Annotated in this window: 12 protein-coding genes and 3 pseudogenes; 9 read left to right on the top strand and 6 right to left on the bottom strand. The window is 73.9% G+C overall.

The annotated features are described in order from the left end of the window. Positions 1-92, top strand: a pseudogene (locus tag AB0D08_RS07890) (transglycosylase family protein); the annotation flags it as partial. A gap of 82 nt (positions 93-174) precedes the next feature. Here AB0D08_RS07890 and AB0D08_RS07885 read toward each other — a convergent pair. Beyond that, positions 175-555, bottom strand: a pseudogene (locus AB0D08_RS07885) (discoidin domain-containing protein); the annotation flags it as partial. A gap of 114 nt (positions 556-669) precedes the next feature. Continuing rightward, positions 670-3,051: pseudogene (locus AB0D08_RS07880) on the bottom strand (discoidin domain-containing protein); the annotation flags it as partial. A gap of 318 nt (positions 3,052-3,369) precedes the next feature. Between AB0D08_RS07880 and AB0D08_RS07875 the strand changes: the two are divergent. Together AB0D08_RS07875 and AB0D08_RS07870 are read left to right on the top strand one after the other, a co-directional pair. After that, positions 3,370-3,564, top strand: a complete 195-nt coding sequence (locus AB0D08_RS07875) for a DUF1918 domain-containing protein (RefSeq protein ID WP_033823726.1) — start codon at positions 3,370-3,372, stop codon at positions 3,562-3,564. 37 nt (positions 3,565-3,601) lie between these two features. After that, a complete protein-coding gene (locus AB0D08_RS07870) occupies positions 3,602-4,291 on the top strand; it encodes a DedA family protein (RefSeq protein WP_359886923.1) in 690 nt (229 codons plus the stop codon). Here AB0D08_RS07870 and AB0D08_RS07865 read toward each other — a convergent pair. Both AB0D08_RS07865 and AB0D08_RS07860 read right to left on the bottom strand, forming a co-directional pair. After that, positions 4,252-4,995, bottom strand: coding sequence for a PIG-L deacetylase family protein (locus AB0D08_RS07865; RefSeq protein ID WP_033823725.1), 744 nt, complete (start codon positions 4,993-4,995; stop codon positions 4,252-4,254). The genes AB0D08_RS07870 and AB0D08_RS07865 overlap by 40 nt on opposite strands. A 44-nt stretch (positions 4,996-5,039) precedes the next feature. Beyond that, complete coding sequence (locus AB0D08_RS07860) at positions 5,040-5,696, bottom strand: NAD(P)-binding domain-containing protein (protein WP_033823724.1); 657 nt, start codon at positions 5,694-5,696, stop codon at positions 5,040-5,042. Positions 5,697-5,974: 278 nt separating this feature from the next. On the opposite strand from AB0D08_RS07860, the gene AB0D08_RS07855 reads away from it, so the two are divergent. From AB0D08_RS07855 to AB0D08_RS07835, 5 genes are all read left to right on the top strand, one after another. Then, positions 5,975-8,977, top strand: a complete 3,003-nt coding sequence (locus AB0D08_RS07855) for a polysaccharide lyase family 8 super-sandwich domain-containing protein (RefSeq protein ID WP_359886920.1) — start codon at positions 5,975-5,977, stop codon at positions 8,975-8,977. A 176-nt stretch (positions 8,978-9,153) separates the two neighbouring features. Further along, the gene (locus AB0D08_RS07850; protein ID WP_359886917.1) at positions 9,154-9,561 is read left to right on the top strand and encodes a YciI family protein; all 408 of its coding nucleotides are present in this window, start codon (positions 9,154-9,156) and stop codon (positions 9,559-9,561) included. Between the two features lie 8 nt (positions 9,562-9,569). Beyond that, positions 9,570-10,715: a DUF6596 domain-containing protein gene (locus AB0D08_RS07845; RefSeq protein ID WP_359886914.1), complete on the top strand. Its 1,146-nt coding sequence runs from the start codon at positions 9,570-9,572 to the stop codon at positions 10,713-10,715. Positions 10,716-10,806: 91 nt separating this feature from the next. Continuing rightward, positions 10,807-11,565: a DUF2071 domain-containing protein gene (locus AB0D08_RS07840; protein WP_149037951.1), complete on the top strand. Its 759-nt coding sequence runs from the start codon at positions 10,807-10,809 to the stop codon at positions 11,563-11,565. Between the two features lie 79 nt (positions 11,566-11,644). Then, positions 11,645-12,745: an ionic transporter y4hA gene (locus tag AB0D08_RS07835; protein WP_359886911.1), complete on the top strand. Its 1,101-nt coding sequence runs from the start codon at positions 11,645-11,647 to the stop codon at positions 12,743-12,745. A gap of 29 nt (positions 12,746-12,774) precedes the next feature. Here the strand turns inward: AB0D08_RS07835 and glmS are convergent, their stop codons facing one another. Beyond that, positions 12,775-14,598: a glutamine--fructose-6-phosphate transaminase (isomerizing) gene (gene glmS, locus AB0D08_RS07830; protein WP_033818516.1), complete on the bottom strand. Its 1,824-nt coding sequence runs from the start codon at positions 14,596-14,598 to the stop codon at positions 12,775-12,777. Between the two features lie 83 nt (positions 14,599-14,681). Further along, positions 14,682-14,957, bottom strand: coding sequence for a hypothetical protein (locus AB0D08_RS07825; RefSeq protein WP_359886908.1), 276 nt, complete (start codon positions 14,955-14,957; stop codon positions 14,682-14,684). A 163-nt stretch (positions 14,958-15,120) separates the two neighbouring features. Here AB0D08_RS07825 and asnB point away from each other — a divergent pair, with 163 nt between their 5' ends. Further along, positions 15,121-16,980, top strand: a complete 1,860-nt coding sequence (asnB, locus tag AB0D08_RS07820; RefSeq protein WP_033818514.1) for an asparagine synthase (glutamine-hydrolyzing) — start codon at positions 15,121-15,123, stop codon at positions 16,978-16,980. Positions 16,981-17,145: the final 165 nt, after the last annotated feature.

Raw genomic sequence — 17,145 nt, 5'->3', positions numbered from 1 at the left:
AGGCCCAGCAGATCAACGTCGCCGAGAAGGTCCTCGCCTCCCAGGGCCCCGGCGCCTGGCCGGTCTGCTCCGTCAAGGCCGGCCTCACCAAGTAAGGCCGAGGCACGACACACCGACGCCCCGCCCACCCGACCAGGGTGCGCGGGGCGCCGGCGCGTCCGGCCGCGGGTGCGGCTACGAGCCGAACGCCTGGAGCTCGGAGAGCTGGCCGGCGGGCCAGCCGGAGTTGGCGGTGAAGGTCAGCCGCAGGTAGCGCGCACCGGTCGCGGGCAGGTTCACCGTGACGGTGTTCCCGCTCGCCGGGTCGAACCCGTACGCGGTCGCGCCGACCACCGTCGCGAAGCTCACGCCGTCCGCCGAACCCTGCACCGCGACCGTCTCGCTGCGCGCCCCCCAGGCCGCGGCCGGCGGCAGCTCGAGGACCAGCCGCTTGACCGCCGCCTGGCAGCCGAGGTCGACCTGGACCCACTGCGGGAAGGCGTTGTTGGCGCTCTCCCAGTACGAGTCCGCGTTGCCGTCCACCACATTGCCCGCGCCGTAGGTCTGCGTGGAGCCGGACGCGGTCGCCGGACGCCCCTGCGCCAGGTTGCCGGTGGCCGGGCAGGCCGGCGTGGTCGGCGAGGAGCTGGGCGAGGAGGACGGCGACGGCGAGCCCGTCCCCGTGCCGCCGTAGACCTGGAGCTCGGAGAGCTGGCCGGCGGGCCAGCCGGAGTTGGCGGTGAAGGTCAGCCGCAGGTAGCGCGCACCGGTCGCGGGCAGGTTCACCGTGACGGTGTTCCCGCTCGCCGGGTCGAACCCGTACGCGGTCGCGCCGACCACCGTCGCGAAGCTCGCGCCGTCCGCCGAGCCCTGCACCGCGACCGTCTCGCTGCGCGCCCCCCAGGCCGCGGCCGGCGGCAGCTTCAGTGTCACCGAGCTCAGGTTCTGCAGGCAGCCGAGGTCGACCTGGACCCACTGCGGGAAGGCGTTGTTGGCGCTCTCCCAGTACGAGTCCGCGTTGCCGTCCACCACGTTGCCCGCGCCGTAGGTCTGCGTGGAACTGGACGCGGTCGCCGGGCGGCCCTGCGCCAGGTTGCCCGTGGTCGGGCAGGCCGGCGGCGTCGAGGGTGAGGAGGACGGTGACGGCGACGGGGAGTTGGACAGGGACGGGCTGGGCGAGGAGGTCCCCTGGCCGCCGCCCGGCACGCCGTCGTACGTCCAGACCGGTGCGGGCCAGGTGCCGGTGCAGGTGGAACCGGTGTTCCAGCCGGAGTTGCCGCCGCCGTCGGTGATCGCGAAGCCGGTGCCGACGCAGTTGTGGACCGGGGTGGCGGCCTGGGCGATGTTCTTCGCGGTCACGTTGGTGAACCGCATGGTGGCGTTGGCCTGGGCCTGGACGGCGTAGGTCCCGGCGCCGTTGATGGTGACGTTGGTGAAGTTGATGCCGTTGGCGGCGCCTTCGATGGTCTGGATCGCCTCGTAGGAGCTGTCCAGGATGTCGGTGTCGGTGATGTTGACGGTGGCGCCGGAGATCGGCTCGTTGAGGCCGCTGAACCAGACGGCACCGACCCCGAAGTTCCAGTTGAAGTCGCTGTTGCCGGTGCGGATCAGGGTGTTGCGGGCGGCGGTGATGGTGCCCGCGACGGCGGTGCCGCTGCCGGAGTTCACCCCGGGGTAGCGGTTGGCGATGTGCAGGCCGCCGCCGTTGGTGATGGTGTCGGACATGACGTTGTCCGAGATGGTGAAGTCCTTGCCGCCGTAGGTGACGATGTTGTTCGCCAGGATCGGCAGCACCACGGTGTTGTGGGTGAAGCTGTCGTTGACGTTCGGCTTGTCCTGCGGCCAGGAGGCCAGGCCGTCGTCGCCGGTGTTGCGCACGAAGGTGTTGGTGACGGTCGAGTTGGTGACGCCAGTGTGGAAGTTCACGCCGTCGGCGGTCTGGTCCAGGATCCGGCTGTTCCTGATGGTGAGCTGGTCCATCGGGCCGTCCATCCAGGCGCCGACCTTGGTGTGCTGGAGCCAGAGGTTGTCGATCACCGAGTTGGACATCGCGCCGCCGATGGCGTTGACCTGGTCCTCGTCAACCCGCTCGCGGATGTCGCCGATGATCGCGAAGTTCTTCAGCGTGACGCCCCGGCTCGGGCCGCCGCTGTTCACGTACTTGCCGTAGATCCCGGCCGCGTGCGAGCGGTTCACCGGGTCCCGGCCGCCGAGCACGCTGTACCAGGGGCCGGCGCCGGTGAGCGTCACGCCGTCCACGATCACGTGGTCGTAGAGGGTGAAGCTGCCCTGCGGGATGTAGACCGGCTTGCCCTGCGCCCGACCGGCGTCGACCGCCGCCTGGAACTTCGCGGTGGAGTCGGTGGCGCCGGTCGGGTCGGCGCCGAAGTCGGCGACCACGTCGAGCGCCCCGGCGGGCCTGGCGATCGGCGCGGCCACGTTCTCGAAGTCGGCCAGGTCGACGGTGAAGCTCGGCGACTGCGCGGTGGACGCCACCTGGAGGCGGATCTTCGTCCCGGCGGGGTAGGTCGTGCCCAGCAGGGTGCGGGTCTCGTCGTAGAAGTGGTGCGGGTTGGTGTCGCCCGGGTTGTTGTTGAACGGGTAACCACCGTAGTACCAGCTGTACTTGGACGTCACGTCGACGCTCTTCAGCCTGCTGCCGTTGACCAGCAGGTCGAGCGAGGCGTCCCGCCCCTTGCCGTCCGCAGTATCCGGCAGGCTGTAGCGGAAGTCGATGGAGTTGGCCGCCGCGGACAACGTGAACTCCACGTACTGGCCGGGCGCGTTCAGCGTGACGGCCTGCCGCCCGGAGGCCTCCGAGGTCAGGTGCCCGTAGAGCCGGTCGGGGCCGATGACGGTGCCGTTGGTGGCCGCGTACTCGGCCTCCTGCTCGACGAACGGGACCGTGGCGCCACGACCGGGCACGGCGAGCGGCGACAGCGCGGGAACGCCGGCGGCGTGCGCCGCCCCGGCGTTGGCCAGTACGGCGGTCAGCAGTCCGGCGGCGCCCAGCGCGGTCGCGGTGAGCGCCGCGACGGTACGGGATCCGCGGGTTCGGGGTGGTGGCTGCATCTGCGGCTGCACATCCTTGCGGCTCGGTGGGGGAGAGCTCGGGGTGGGTGCACCCGGTGGCGGCCGTGGCCGCCCGGGCCTGCCGAGACTACGAGCCGCCGATGCAGGAAGTCCATACACGTGCGCAAAAACAGGACGACTGTCTGCAAGATTCAGCGCACACCCGGAAGTCGACGCGCGCGCGTCAGACCCCGCCGCACCGCACGGCCCGATCCCCGCGCCACGCCGGAGGGGCACGCCATTGCGCCGGGCAGCCGGGCGCAGCACAGTGGAAGACACCAGTCCGTCCGACTTCCCGGAGCAGAGCAGGAGCACAGCATGCAGGCCATGGTTGGCGACCGGCTCCACATCCACAGCAGGTCAGTGGGCATGGAGGACCGGCAAGGCGAAATCATCGAAGTCCGGGGGGCCGACGGTGCCCCGCCGTACCTGGTCCAGTTCGAGGACGGCCACGAGGGTCTGATCTACCCCGGGCCCGACACCAGCATCGAACCGCACCTGGAACACCGGTAGTCCCCGCCCGGCCGGCGCCGGCCGGGAGCCGTCGACCATGACCGCCTCCCTGCCCGGCCCGCTGGCCCAACTGGCCCCGCTGCTGGACGACTACGGTTATCCGGCGGTGGGCCTCTTGGTGTTCCTGGACAACTGCGCCGTGCCCGTCCCGGGCCAGACCATCCTGGTGCTGGCCGCGGTCTACGCCGGCACCGGCCGCCTCTCCATCGCCGCCGTGGCGGTGATCGCCGTCCTGGCGGCCGTCGCCGGGGGCTGCCTCGGCTACCTGATCGGCCGCCGCGGCGGCCCCGCCTTCGTCGGGCGCTGGGGCCGCTACCTGCGGCTCACCCCCGCGCGGATGGCCCGCGCCGAGCACTTCTTCGAACGGCGCGGCAGCCAGGTGGTGCTGGTCGCCCGGTTCGTGGACGGGCTGCGGCAGGCCAACGGCATCGTGGCGGGCGCCGCGCGGATGCCCTGGCACCGCTTCCTCGCCGCCAACGTCGCGGGCGCCGTGCTGTGGGTCGGCGTGTGGGCGGGCGCCGGCTACCTGGCGGGCGACAACATCGCCGCGCTGTACGACCGGGCCGTGCGCTACCAGGTCTACCTGCTGGCCGCGCTCGGTCTGCTGGTGCTCGCGCTGCCGGTCCGGTGGCTGCTGCGGCGCGGGCGGGCCGGGTCCGGCGCCCGGTCCCGCCGGCCCGGCGCCGCTCAGCCGCGCAGCGGTACCACCTCGAAGGACGACGCGTAGCGCACCCCGAGCCGCTCCCCCGTGGCCCGGCCGATCCCGTCCAGGAAGCCGCGCGCGTCGGCCATCGCCCCGCCGAGCCCGGCCAGGTACGCCCCGTGCGCCTCCAGCGAGGCCACCCCGCGGTCGAAGTGCTCGCTGGTGTCCACCGCGTGCCGGGCCTGCGGCGAGGCGGCCGCCCAGACCTGGCGGACGCCGTCCCAGGGCTGGTGGCCCTCGGCGGTCAGCTCGCGGAACACCCAGCGGTTCCCGGCGTCCCGGGCAGCGTCCAGGGTGGCCCGGCCTGTGGCGATGTGGTCCGCCTGGTTGGGGAACGAGCCGAAGTAGGTGTCCCGGAAGTTGGTGGTAATCACGATCTCCGGCCGGTGCCGGCGGACCGCGCGGGCGATGTCCCGGCGCAGCGGCAGCCCGTACTCGACCGTGCCGTCCGGGTACCCGAGGAACTCGACGGTGTCGACGCCAACCAGGGCGGCGGAGGCGATCTGCTCCTGCTCCCGTACGGTGCGGCACTCCTGGGGGTCCATCGAGTCGATGCCCGCCTCGCCGCTGGTCACCATCACGTAGACCACCCGCTTGCCCTGGGAGGTCCACCGGGCGACGGCCGCGGCGGCGCCGTACTCCATGTCGTCGGGGTGGGCGACCACCGCGAGGGCGGTCCGCCAGTCCTCGTCGAGCGGTTCGAAGGGCGGTGGGCTCTGATCGGTCATCGGTGTCCCCGTGGGTGGTCGGTCGCGGTGGCGGGTGGCGGCGGTCAGTCGGCGGTGGTGATCGAGTAGTTGAAGTCGACGTGCCCGAAGTGCCGCATCAGGTCGAGCCAGAACGGCATCAGCATCTCCAGGCCGCGGGCCGCCGTGATGCCGCCGAGGTCGAGGACGGCGGCGCTCGGCCAGCCGAACTCCACCAGCAGGGCCCGTACCACGGCCTTGGCCTCGGGGTCCTCCCCGGCGATGAACAGGTTGTGGGTACCGGGCAGCCGGGCCGGGTCGACCATCACGTCGGCGTTGACCGTGTTGAGCGCCTTGACCACCCGGGCGTCCGGGAACTCCCGCTGGATCTGCTCGGCGACGCTGTCGGTGTTGACCGGGTCCAGGCTGACCTCGCCGGTGGCGGAGAAGACCAGCGGGTTGGAGACGTCGATCAGCACCTTGCCGGCCAGCGGTCCGGCGCCGGCCAGCCGCAGCGCCGAGAGCGCGACCGTGCCCGCGGTCGCATTGATCACCACCTCGCCGAAGTCGGCCGCCTCGGCGAAGGTCCCGGCGTGTCCGTACGGCCCGGAGCGGTCGGCCCACTCGTTGGCGGCGGCGTTGTCCTTGGTCCGGGAGCCGATCGTGACCTGGTGGCCGAGCGAGACCAGCTTCGCCGCCAGCGTCCGGCCCACGGTGCCCGTGCCGATTACTCCGAACCTCATCGATGCTCCCCAGTGCCGTTCCCGCGAAGGGCCTCCCGGTCGGTGGGCGGCTGCCCTCGACCCCTGCGCGAACCATAGCCCGGTGCGGCGCTGAGCCGGGGTCATATCCGCCGCCATGTCGGCCGGGCCGCCGCCGGAACGGGCGGCGAGGACGACGGGCCGCGAGGGCCTTTGACGCGCGGAGGGAAGGCGCTTACCGTCGTCCGCGACCGGAACGGCGGGCGCGATCCCGCCCGCGCCACCGTCCCCGTCCCGGTCCTCCCGGCTTGGAGGCCCCGATGGACACCGCCCCCGCGGCCGGCCCGGCCGCCGACGGACCGGCCGGCCGCCCCGGCGCCGCGCCCGCGCTGACCCGTCGCCGGCTGCTGCGGGCCGGGGGCGCCGCCGCGGTGGCCCTGACCGGGTCCTGGGCGGCCGCCCGCGCCTTCGATCCCGGCACCGAGGGCACCACCGACGCGGCCGCCGACAACCCCGGCGACCCCTACGACACGCTGCGGCAGCGCTGGCGCGAGCTGCTCACCGGCACCGGTTTCGACGCCACCGCCGCGCCCTACGACCGGGCCCTCACCGCCCTCGGCACCCGGGCCGCCGCCGCGCTGGACACCATGGCACCGGCCGCCGGCACGCTCTGGCCCGACCTCCCGCTCGGCACCGCCTCCGCCAACATCACCGCCGGCTACGTCCGGCTCCGCACCCTGGCGCTGGCCTGGGCGCAGCCCGGCACCGGGCACACCGGCGACCCGGCGCTCGCCGCCGCCGTGGCCACCGGCCTCGACCACCTGCACACCCACGCCTTCACCCCCACCGCGACCGCGTACGGGAACTGGTGGGACTGGCAGATCGGCGCCCCGCAGGCCCTGCTCGACACCGTGGTCCTGCTCCACGACCGCCTGACGGCCGAGCAGGTCGCCGCCTACTGCGCCGCCGTCGACCGGTCCGTCCCGGACGACAAGGTGGCCGTCTACGCGGAGACCAGCACCGGCGCCAACCGGGTCGACCTGTGCCGGGTACTGGCCGTGCGCGGTGTGCTGGGCCGCAGTGCGGCCAAGCTCGCCACCGCCTCCGCCGCGCTGTCGCCGGTCTTCCCGTACGTGCTGGCCGGGGACGGCCTGTACGCGGACGGCTCGTTCGTGCAGCACACCTCGGTGCCGTACACCGGCTCGTACGGCGAGGTGCTGCTGGGCGGGCTGAGCAGGCTGCTGGGGCTGCTGGCGGGTTCGCCCTGGGAGGTGACGGACCCGCTGCGGCAGAACGTCTTCGACGCGGTGACCCGCGCGTACGCGCCGTTCGTGTTCAACGGGCTGGCCATGGACGCGGTCGCCGGGCGGGCGGTCAGCCGGGGCTCGCAGAGCTCGGACCAGCGCCACCTCCAGCAGGACGACCACACCCGTGGGCACGCGCTGATGAGCCACATCCTGCGCCTCGCGGACTCGGGCGCGGCCCCGGCCGGGCAGTCGGCCGGCTGGCGGGCGATGGTGAAGGGCTGGATCGCCCGGGACGGGTACCGTCCGTACCTGGCCGACGGCTATCTCGACGTGCCCGAACTCGCCCGGGCCGAGCGCCTGTTGGCCGACCGGTCGGTGACCGGCTCGCCGGAGCCGGCCGGGGCGGTGGTGTTCGGGATGGACCGTGCGGTGGTCCGCCGGGCCGGCTGGGCGGCCTCGCTGAGCCTGTGCTCGGCCCGTACCTCGTTCTACGAGACCGGGAACGGCGAGCACCTGCGCGGCTGGCACAGCAACAGCGGGATGCTCTCCTGGTGGGGTTCCTCCTTCGGCAACGGCCAGTACTCGGACGCCTTCTGGCCCACCGTGGACCCGTACCGGCTGCCCGGCACCACCGTCTCCGCCAAGCACCTGGCGGACGCCGAGGGCGGGGCCTGGGGCGAGGCCCGGCCCGACTCGCTGTGGGCGGGCGGCGCCTGCGACGGCACGTACGCGGCCGTCGGGCAGGACCTGCGCGGGCTGTCCTCCACCCTGCGCGGCCGCACATCGTGGTTCCTGCTGGACGATGCGGTGGTCTGCCTGGGGGCCGGGATCTCCTGCGCCGACGGGGCCGCGGTGCGGACCGTGGTCGACAACCGCAATCTCGGCGCCGCCGGGACCCCCGCGCTGACCGTGGACGGCGTGACGCAGCCCGGCACGCCGGGGCGCGGTGACCGCTTCCCGGCGGCGCGCTGGATGGCGCTGGCCGGGGCCGGCGCCTACCTGTTCCCGGACGGCGCCGCGGTGGACGCGCTGCGCGAGGCCCGGACCGGCAGCTGGCACGACATCAACGGCGGCGGCGCCACCGATCCGCTCACCCGGCACTATCTGACGCTGTGGATCGACCACGGCACCGACCCGGCCGGGGCGGGCTACCACTACCAGCTGATGCCGGGCGCGGACGCCGCCGCGGCGGCCGCCCGGTCGGCCGCGCCGACCGTCACCGTGCTCGCCAACTCGGCCTCGGTGCAAGCCGTTTCGGATTCCACCTCGGGCGTGACGGCGGCCAACTTCTTCGCCGCCGGGACGGCCGGTCCGATCACCGTGTCGGCGCCGTCCTCGGTGCTGCTGCGGGAGCGGGACGGGACGCTGACGGTGACCGTCTGCGACCCGTCCAGGACCGCCGCCACCGTCCACGTCACCGTCGCCCGGTCCGGCTGGCGCAGCGCCGAGCCGGGGCCGGGGGTGAGCGTGCTCGGGCTCGGCGAGGCCGTGACCCTGCTGGTCGAGACCGGCGGCGCGCAGGGTGCCTCCCGGACCGTCACGCTGCGCACGGCCGGCTCCGCCGCACCGCCGGCCCGGGTGGTGCTGGTCCCCGCGGCGCGGGACGCGTACCTGCGGGACGGCCCGTACGGCGACAGCAACTACGGCACCGCCACCACCCTGACCGTGAAGAGCACCGGCACCCCCGGCAGCGGCTTCGACCGGCGGGCGCTGTTCGGCTTCGACGTGCCGGCCCTCGCGGGCGAGGTGCGGCGGGCGGTGCTCTGGGTGCACGGCGCGGTCGCGGACACCGACGGGACGCAGACCGCGCTGCAGTGCTTCGCGGCCTCCGGCGGCTGGACGGAGACGGCCGTCACCTGGAACCGCTCCCCGGCCCTCGGCCCGGCGCTCGGCAGCGGCGCGATCTCCACCACCGCCGACTGGATCGGCCTGGACGTGACCGCGGCCGTCGCGGGCGTCCCGGGCCCGCTCTCGCTGGCGCTGTGGCAGCCGTCCGGCCGCCCCGGGCTCGCCGTCGACCTGGACGGCCGGGAACACCCGGCCTTCGCGCCGTTCCTGCAGCTCGTCACCGACTGACCCGCCGCCCCCGGCCACCCCGGCGGGCCGGTCGGTGGCACGCTCCGGCATCCCGACGAAGGCTGCGGCATCCCGGCCGAGAAAATTCCGGCGGGTGTGTCGAGAACCCGGGACCGGCGCCGTCCCAGTGGTGAACGTGACCACAATGGGTCGCATCAGCACCGAGGAGAGACACCATGGCCAAGTACCTGCTGCTCAAGCACTACCGCGGCGCCCCGGCCCCGGCCAACGACGTCCCGATGGACCGGTGGACCCCGCAGGAGATCTCGGCGCACGTCCAGTACATGCACGACTTCGCGGCCCGCCTCGAGCGGACCGGGGAGTTCGTCGACGGCCAGGCACTCGCCCCCGAGGGCACCTGGGTCCGCTACGACGGCGAGGGCCGCCCGCCGGTGACCGACGGCCCGTTCGCCGAGACCAAGGACCTCATCGCCGGCTGGATGGTGATCGACGTGGACAGCCACGAACGCGCCGTCGAGCTGGCCGGGGAGCTGTCGGCCGCCCCGGGCGCGGGCGGCGAGCCGATCCACGAGTGGCTCGAGCTGCGGCCGCTCCTGGCCGCGCCGCCCACCATCACGGACTGACCCCGTCGATGGACGAGGCACTGCTGCGCGGCCTCACGCCGGGCGTCCTCGGCATCCTCGTCCGCCGCGGAGCCGACTTCGCGGCGGCCGAGGACGCCGTCCAGGACGCCCTGCTCGAGGCCGTCCGGACCTGGCCCGACGACCCCCCGCGGGACCCGAAGGGCTGGCTGGTCACCGTCGCCTGGCGCCGGTTCCTCGACGCGACGCGGGCGGACACCGCCCGCCGCCGCCGGGAGGACCGCCTCGACGAGGAGCCGCCGCCCGGGCCGGCGCCCGCCCTGGACGACACGCTCCGGCTCTACTTCCTGTGCGCCCACCCGTCACTGACCCCGTCGTCGGCGGTCGCGCTCACACTGCGCGCCGTCGGCGGGCTGACCACACGCCAGATCGCCCGCGCCTACCTGGTGCCCGAGGCGACCATGGCGCAGCGGATCAGCCGGGCCAAGCGCACGGTGGCCGGCGTGCGGTTCGACCGGCCGGGCGACGTCGCCACCGTGCTGCGCGTCCTCTACCTGGTCTTCAACGAGGGCTACTCGGGCGACGTCGACCTCGCCGCCGAGGCCGTCCGGCTCACCCGGCAGCTGGCGGACGCGATCGACCACCCCGAGGTGGCGGGACTGCTCGCGCTGATGCTGCTCCACCACGCCCGGCGGGCCGCCCGGACCGCGCCGGACGGCGCTCTGGTGCCGCTCGCCGAGCAGGACCGCGGCCGGTGGGACACCCGGGCGATCGCCGAGGGTGTCGCCGTCCTGCAGGCGGCGCTCGCACGCGACCGGCTGGGCGAGTTCCAGGCCCAGGCAGCCATCGCGGCCCTGCACGCGGACGCGCCGACCGCCGAGGAGACCGACTGGGTGCAGATCGTCGAGTGGTACGACGAACTCGTCCGGCTGACCGGCAGCCCCGTCGTCCGGCTGAACCGGGCGGTGGCCGTCGGGGAGGCGGACGGCCCGCGCGCGGGCCTCAGGGCGCTCGCGGCGCTGGACGACACGCTGCCCCGCCACACCGCGGTGGCGGCGTACCTGCACGAGCGCGACGGCGACCTGGCGACCGCGGCACGGCTGTACGCCGAGGCCGCCCACCACGCACCCGACCTCGCCGAGCGCGACCACCTGACCCGGCAGGCCGCCCGGCTCAACGCCCGGCTGCGCCGATGACGGCCGCTCCCGCCCGGGCGGGGCGGCACCGGCCGTTCCCGCCGGGCCCGGGCCGGCCGGGGCGGCGCAGCCGGGGCGTAGGATCGCGGCCGTGGCCATCCAGCCCGCTCCTCCGGAGCCCGTCACGCCCGGGCCGCCGCGCGCGGTCGGCGCCACGCTGCTCACCCAGTCCTGGCTCGATCTGACCTTCCTGCACTGGGAGGTGGAGCCGGAGCGGGTCGCCCCGCTGCTGCCGGCCGGGGCCCGGCCGGACACCGTGGACGGGGTGAGCCACGTCGGGCTGGTCGCGTTCCGGATGCACCGGATCGGCTGGTTCGGCCTGCCCGGGCTGCCGTACCTGGGGAGCTTCCCGGAGACCAACGTCCGGCTGTACTCGGTGGACCGGCACGGGCGGCGCGGGGTGGTGTTCCGTTCGCTGGAGGCGTCCCGGCTGGTCCCGGTACTGGCGGCCAGGGCCGGCTTCCGGCTGCCGTACGTGTGGGCGCGGATGGCGGTCCGGCACGAGGGCGACACGGTCACGTACACCAGTTCGCGGCGCTGGCCGGGGCCGCGGGGGGCGCGCAGCCGGATCACCGTCGAGGTCGGGCCCGAGCTGGCGGAGCCGAGCGCGCTGGAGCACTTCCTGACCGCCCGCTGGGGGCTGCACAGCTCGTTCGCGGGCCGCCCGCTGTACCTGCCGAACGTCCATCCGCGCTGGCCGCTGCACCGGGCCCGGCTGCTCGGCCTGGACGAGGACCTGATCGCGGCGGCGGGTCTGCCCGGGGTCGGCGGAGAGCCGTGCAGCGTGCTGTACTCGCCGGGCGTTCCGGTGCGCTTCGGTCTCCCCTCGCGGGCCCCGGGCTCCGGCTGACGGTGCGTCCGTCCGGCGCCGCCGCTCGGGCGGGTGTCACTTCCCGGCCGGGGCGCGCCGGTCTGCCAAGCTCGACGGCATGATCACTCGGATCCGCCCGCTCGCCGCGCAGTGGACCACCGTGGTGCCGGTGCTGGCCCTCGTCCTGCTGCTGCTGACCTGGAAGCGTTCGCTGCCGGGCCCGGTGGTGGCGGTGGTGGCCTGTTTCCTGGCCGGGGCGGTGCTCGCGGCGGTCCACCACGCCGAGGTGATCGCGCACCGGGTCGGTGAGCCGTTCGGGTCGCTGGTGCTGGCCGTCGCGGTGACCGTGATCGAGGTCGCCCTGATCGTCACGCTGATGGCCGACGGCGGCGACAAGAGCGCGGGGCTCGCCCGGGACACCGTCTTCGCCGCCGTGATGATCACCTGCAACGGGATCCTCGGGCTGTGCATCCTGGTCGGCGCGCTCAAGCACCGGGTCGCGGTCTTCAACTCCGAGGGCACCGGCGCCGCCTTCGCCACCATCGCGACCCTGGCCACCATGAGCCTGGTGCTGCCGACCTTCACCACCAGCACCCCGGGCCCGCAGTTCAACCCGACCCAGCTGGTCTACGCGGCGAGCGCCTCGATCGTGCTGTACGGCCTGTTCGTCGCCACCCTGACGGTCCGCCACCGCGAGTACTTCCTGCCGGTCACCCCGGCCGGCGACCTGCTCGACCCGGACGACCACGGCGACCGCCCGTCGCAGCGCACCACCCTCGCCGCGGCGGCCCTGCTCGCGGTCGCGCTGACCTCGGTGGTCGGCCTCGCCAAGGGCGTCTCCCCCACCATCGAACGGGGGGTGGCGGCCGCGGGCCTGCCGGCCGCCGTGGTCGGGGTGGTGATCGCCCTGCTGGTGCTGCTCCCGGAGACCATCGCCGCGGTGCGGGCCGCCTCCCGCGGCCAGGTGCAGACCAGCCTCAACCTGGCGCTCGGCTCGGCCCTGGCCAGCATCGGCCTGACCATCCCGGCCGTCGCGGTCGCCTCCGCGTGGCTGTCCGGCCCGCTGCTGCTGGGCCTCGGGGCCACCCACATGGTGCTGCTCGCGCTGACCGTCGCCGTCGGCACCCTGACCGTCATCCCCCGGCGGGCGACACCGCTGCAGGGCGGCGTCCACCTGGCGATTCTGGCCGCGTACCTGGTGCTCGCCGTCAGCCCGTGACGGCGAGCACCGGGGCACAACGGCGCGGACTACTCGACGGTGACGCTCTTGGCCAGGTTGCGCGGCTTGTCGACGTCCCGGCCGAGCGCCAGCGCCGCGTAGTAGGCGAGCAGCTGGAGCGGGATGTTGAGCAGCAGCGGGTCGAGCTCGGGCTCGCTCTTGGGCACCACCAGGCAGTGGTCGATCAGCTTGGCCTCGGGGGTGCGGTGGGCGATGGCGAGGATCCGGCCGGAGCGGGCCTTGATCTCGCCGAGGGTGGTGAGGTTCTTGTCCAGCAGCTCGTCGTCGGGCACCAGGGCGACGGTGGGCAGCTCGGGGCTGATCAGCGCGAGCGGGCCGTGCTTGAGCTCGCTGGCGGGGTACGCCTCGGCGTGGACGTAGGAGATCTCCTTGAGCTTCTGTGCGCCTTCCCGGGCGACCGGGTAGCCGCGGGTGCGGCCGATGAACATCATCCCGGCGTTGTCGGCGTACGCGGCGGCCAGCTCGGCGATCTGCTCCTCCTGCTTGAGGATCTCCCGGATGTGGTCCGGGAGGGCCTTGAGCCCGGCGACGATGCGCCGGCCGTCGGCCGGGGAGAGGTCGTGGATCCGGCCGAAGTGCAGGGCCAGCAGCGCGAAGGCGATCACGGTGGAGGTGAACGCCTTGGTGGAGGCGACCGAGATCTCCGGACCGGCGTGCAGGTAGATGCCGCCGTCGCACTCGCGGGCGATGGCGCTGCCGACGGTGTTGACGACGCCGAGGACGCGGCCGCCCTTGCGCTTGATCTCCTGGACGGCGGCGAGCGTGTCGTAGGTCTCGCCGGACTGGCTGACCGCGACGTACAGGGTGTCGGCCTCGATCACCGGGTTGCGGTAGCGGAACTCGGAGGCGGGCTCGCTGTGGGCGGGGATCCGGGCCAGCTCCTCGATCAGCTGGGCGCCCATCTCACCGGCGTAGTAGGCGGAGCCGCAGCCGAGGATCTTGACCCGGCGGATCTCGCGCAGCTCGCGGGCGTCCAGGTTGAGGCCGCCGAGGTGGGCGGTGGCGAAGCGCTCGTCGAGGCGGCCGCTGAGGGTGCGCTCGACGGCGGCGGGCTGCTCGTGGATCTCCTTGAGCAGGTAGTGCTGGTAGCCGGCGGTGTCGTAGGAGGCGACCTCCCAGTCCACGGTGGACGGCTGGCGGGTGACGGTGCGGGCGTCCTCGGTGAAGGTGCGGAAGCCGTCGGCGCGGACGGTGGCGAGCTCGCCGTCCTCCAGGTGGACGACCTGGCGGGTGTAGCGGACCAGCGCGGCGACGTCGGAGGCGACGAACATCTCCTTCTCGCCGAGGCCGAGCACGATCGGGCTGCCGTTGCGGGCGACCACGATCCGGTCGGGCTGCCGGGCGTCGAGCACGGCGATGCCGTAGGTGCCGACGATCTGGCCGAGCGCGGCGCGCACCGCGTCCTCCAGCTCGACGCCCTCGCCGCTGTGCGCGGCGACCAGGTGGGCGAGCACCTCGGTGTCGGTCTCGGAGGTGAAGACCACGCCGTCGGCGGCGAGCAGGGCGCGCAGCTGGTCGGCGTTCTCGATGATGCCGTTGTGGACGACGGCGATCCGCTCGCTGACGTCGGTGTGCGGGTGCGCGTTGGCGTCGCTGGGCACGCCGTGGGTGGCCCAGCGGGTGTGGCCGATGCCGGTGGTGCCCTTGAAGCGGGCGGGTACGGCGGCGGCGAGGTCGGCGACCCGGCCCTTGACCTTGCAGACCTTGAGCCCGTTCTTGGCGGCGACCGCGACACCGGCCGAGTCGTAGCCGCGGTACTCCAGCCGCTGCAGGCCCTCCAGCAGGAAGGCGGTGGCGTCCTTCGGGCCGATGTAGGCCACAATTCCGCACATTTCGGGCTCCTAGGGTTCTGCTCGACTGCGTCGATGCTCGGATGCAGTGGGACGGGTGGGACGGGCGGGACCGGCCGGAGGGCTCAGCCGTAGACGATGCGGCGCAGCTGCCGGGCGGACAGCTCGGGTGCCGCGACCCGGCGGACGGCGAGTTCGGCGCCGACCCGGGTGAAGATCTGGTCGTTGGTCAGCCCGCGCGCCTGCAGCTCCCCGTGGCGGCGGCGGACGTACTCCTCGACGGGTTCGGAGAAGTAGGCCAGCACCTCCGCGACCACCCTGGCGGCCTCGCCGGGCCCCAGCGGGGTGATCCGGGTGAGGTGCGCGAGGAGGTCTTCGTGGGGGTGGGGCAAGGCGGACACGAGTAGGGAGCCTAGGCGCCGATCCGGCGTTCACCAAGAATCCTGCCCGAAATCGGGCAGATCTTCAGACATTCAGCAGCTGCACACCCCATTGATCTGTTCACCCACCCGGCGTAACGTCACTGTCCGTACACATCAAACTACCGTCAGGGGATGTGCTGATATGTGCGGGATCACCGGCTGGGTGGCCTTCGACCGTGACCTGACCACCGACACCACGGCCCGCGCCGTCCTGGACGCGATGACCGCGACCATGGCCTGCCGGGGCCCGGACGCCGGCGGGGTCCACCTGACGCCGCACGCCGCGCTCGGCCACCGAAGGCTCGCGGTGATCGACATCGAGGGCGGCACCCAGCCGATGACCGCCGAGCAGGACGGCCGCACCCTCGCCGTCCTGACCTACAGCGGCGAGGTGTACAACCACCGCGAGCTGCGCGCCGAACTCGAGGGCGCCGGCCACCGCTTCCGCACCCGCAGCGACACCGAGGTGGTGCTGCGCGCCTACCTCCAGTGGGGCGAGCACTGCGCCGAACGGCTGAACGGCATGTACGCCTTCGCCCTGTGGGACCCCCGCGCCGAGGAACTGCTGCTGGTCCGCGACCGGATGGGCGTCAAACCGCTGTACTTCCACCGCACCCCCGACGGCGTCCTGTTCGGCTCCGAGCTCAAGGCCCTGCTCGCCCACCCCCAGGTCCGGCCCGAGGTCGACCTGGACGGCCTGCGCGAACTGGTCGCCTTCACCAAGACCCCCGGCCACGCCGTCTACCGCGGCATGCGGGAGGTCCTGCCCGGCCACGTGGTGCACGTCCGCCGCGAGGGCCTGACCACCCGCCGGTACTGGTCCCTGGAGGCCCACGAGCACACCGACGACCTGCCCACCACCATCGCGACCGTCCGCGAGCTGCTCACCGACATCGTCCGCCGCCAGCTGATCGCGGACGTCCCGCTGTGCTCGCTGCTCTCCGGCGGCCTCGACTCCAGCGCCGTCACCGCGCTGGCCGCCGCCGCCCTGCGGGAGTCCGGCGCCGGACCGGTCCGCTCCTTCGCCGTCGACTACACCGGCCAGAGCGAGAACTTCCGGGCCGAACCGCTGCGCGCCACCCCCGACGGCCCGTACGCCCGGATGGTCGCCGACCACGTGGGCGCCGACCACCGGGTGGTGGAGCTGGACAGCGCCGCCCTGACCGCCGAACGCACCAGGTCCGAGACGCTGCGCGCGTGGGACTTCCCGATCGGCTTCGGCGACGTGAACACCTCCCTGCTGCTGCTGTTCCGCGCCATCCGGGAGCACTCCACGGTCGCCCTGTCCGGAGAGTCCGCCGACGAGCTCTTCGGCGGCTACCAGTGGTTCCACGTCCCCGAGGTGGTCGCCGCCCCCGCCTTCCCCTGGATCGCCGCGCTCGACGTCCTGAACGGCTCCGGCAGCCTCGGCCCCACCGCACTGCTCTCCCCCGACCTGCTGAAGGCCCTCGACCTGGCCACCTACCGGGCCGACGGCTACCGGCAGGCCCTCGCCGAGGTCGAGCACCTGCCCGGCGCCGACCGGACCGAGCGCCGGATGCGGGAGATCTCGTACCTGCACCTGACCCGCTTCGTCCGGCTGCTGCTGGACCGCAAGGACCGGCTGTCGATGGCCAGCGGCCTGGAGGTCCGGGTGCCGTTCTGCGACCACCGCCTGGTCGAGTACGTCTTCAACGCGCCCTGGTCGATGAAGACCTTCGACGGACGGGAGAAGAGCCTGCTGCGGGCCGCCGTCCGCGACCTGCTGCCGGCGGCGGTGGCCGACCGGGTCAAGAGCCCGTACCCGGCCACCCAGGACCCCCGCTACCCGCTCGCCCTCCGGCAGGGCCTCGCCGCCCTGTCCGACGACGCCGGCGCACCCGTGTTCGGCCTGCTCGACCCGAAGGCGGTCACCGACGCCCTGCGGCCCGGAACCGACCCGCAGGCCAACCGCCAGGGCACCGAACTGGCCCTCGACCTCGACGCCTGGCTGAGGAAGTACCATGTGGCGCTGATGTTGTGAGACGGTGTGCGCGGGGTACCGGGGGACGGGACCGCGCCGACCCGGACGGCCGTTGGGCCGTTGGGCCGAAACCATCCCGAATGGCCGCCCAGCAGCCGCGGTTCTCGGCCCGGGGCGGCCAGGATGGGAGCGCCCGCCGTCCGCGTCCGACCACCGGGGGACCCT

Source organism: Kitasatospora sp. NPDC048540 (assembly GCF_040651175.1).
In the GTDB taxonomy this organism is placed as follows: Bacteria; Actinomycetota; Actinomycetes; order Streptomycetales; family Streptomycetaceae; genus Kitasatospora.
This window is presented reverse-complemented; position numbering and strand designations above follow the sequence as displayed.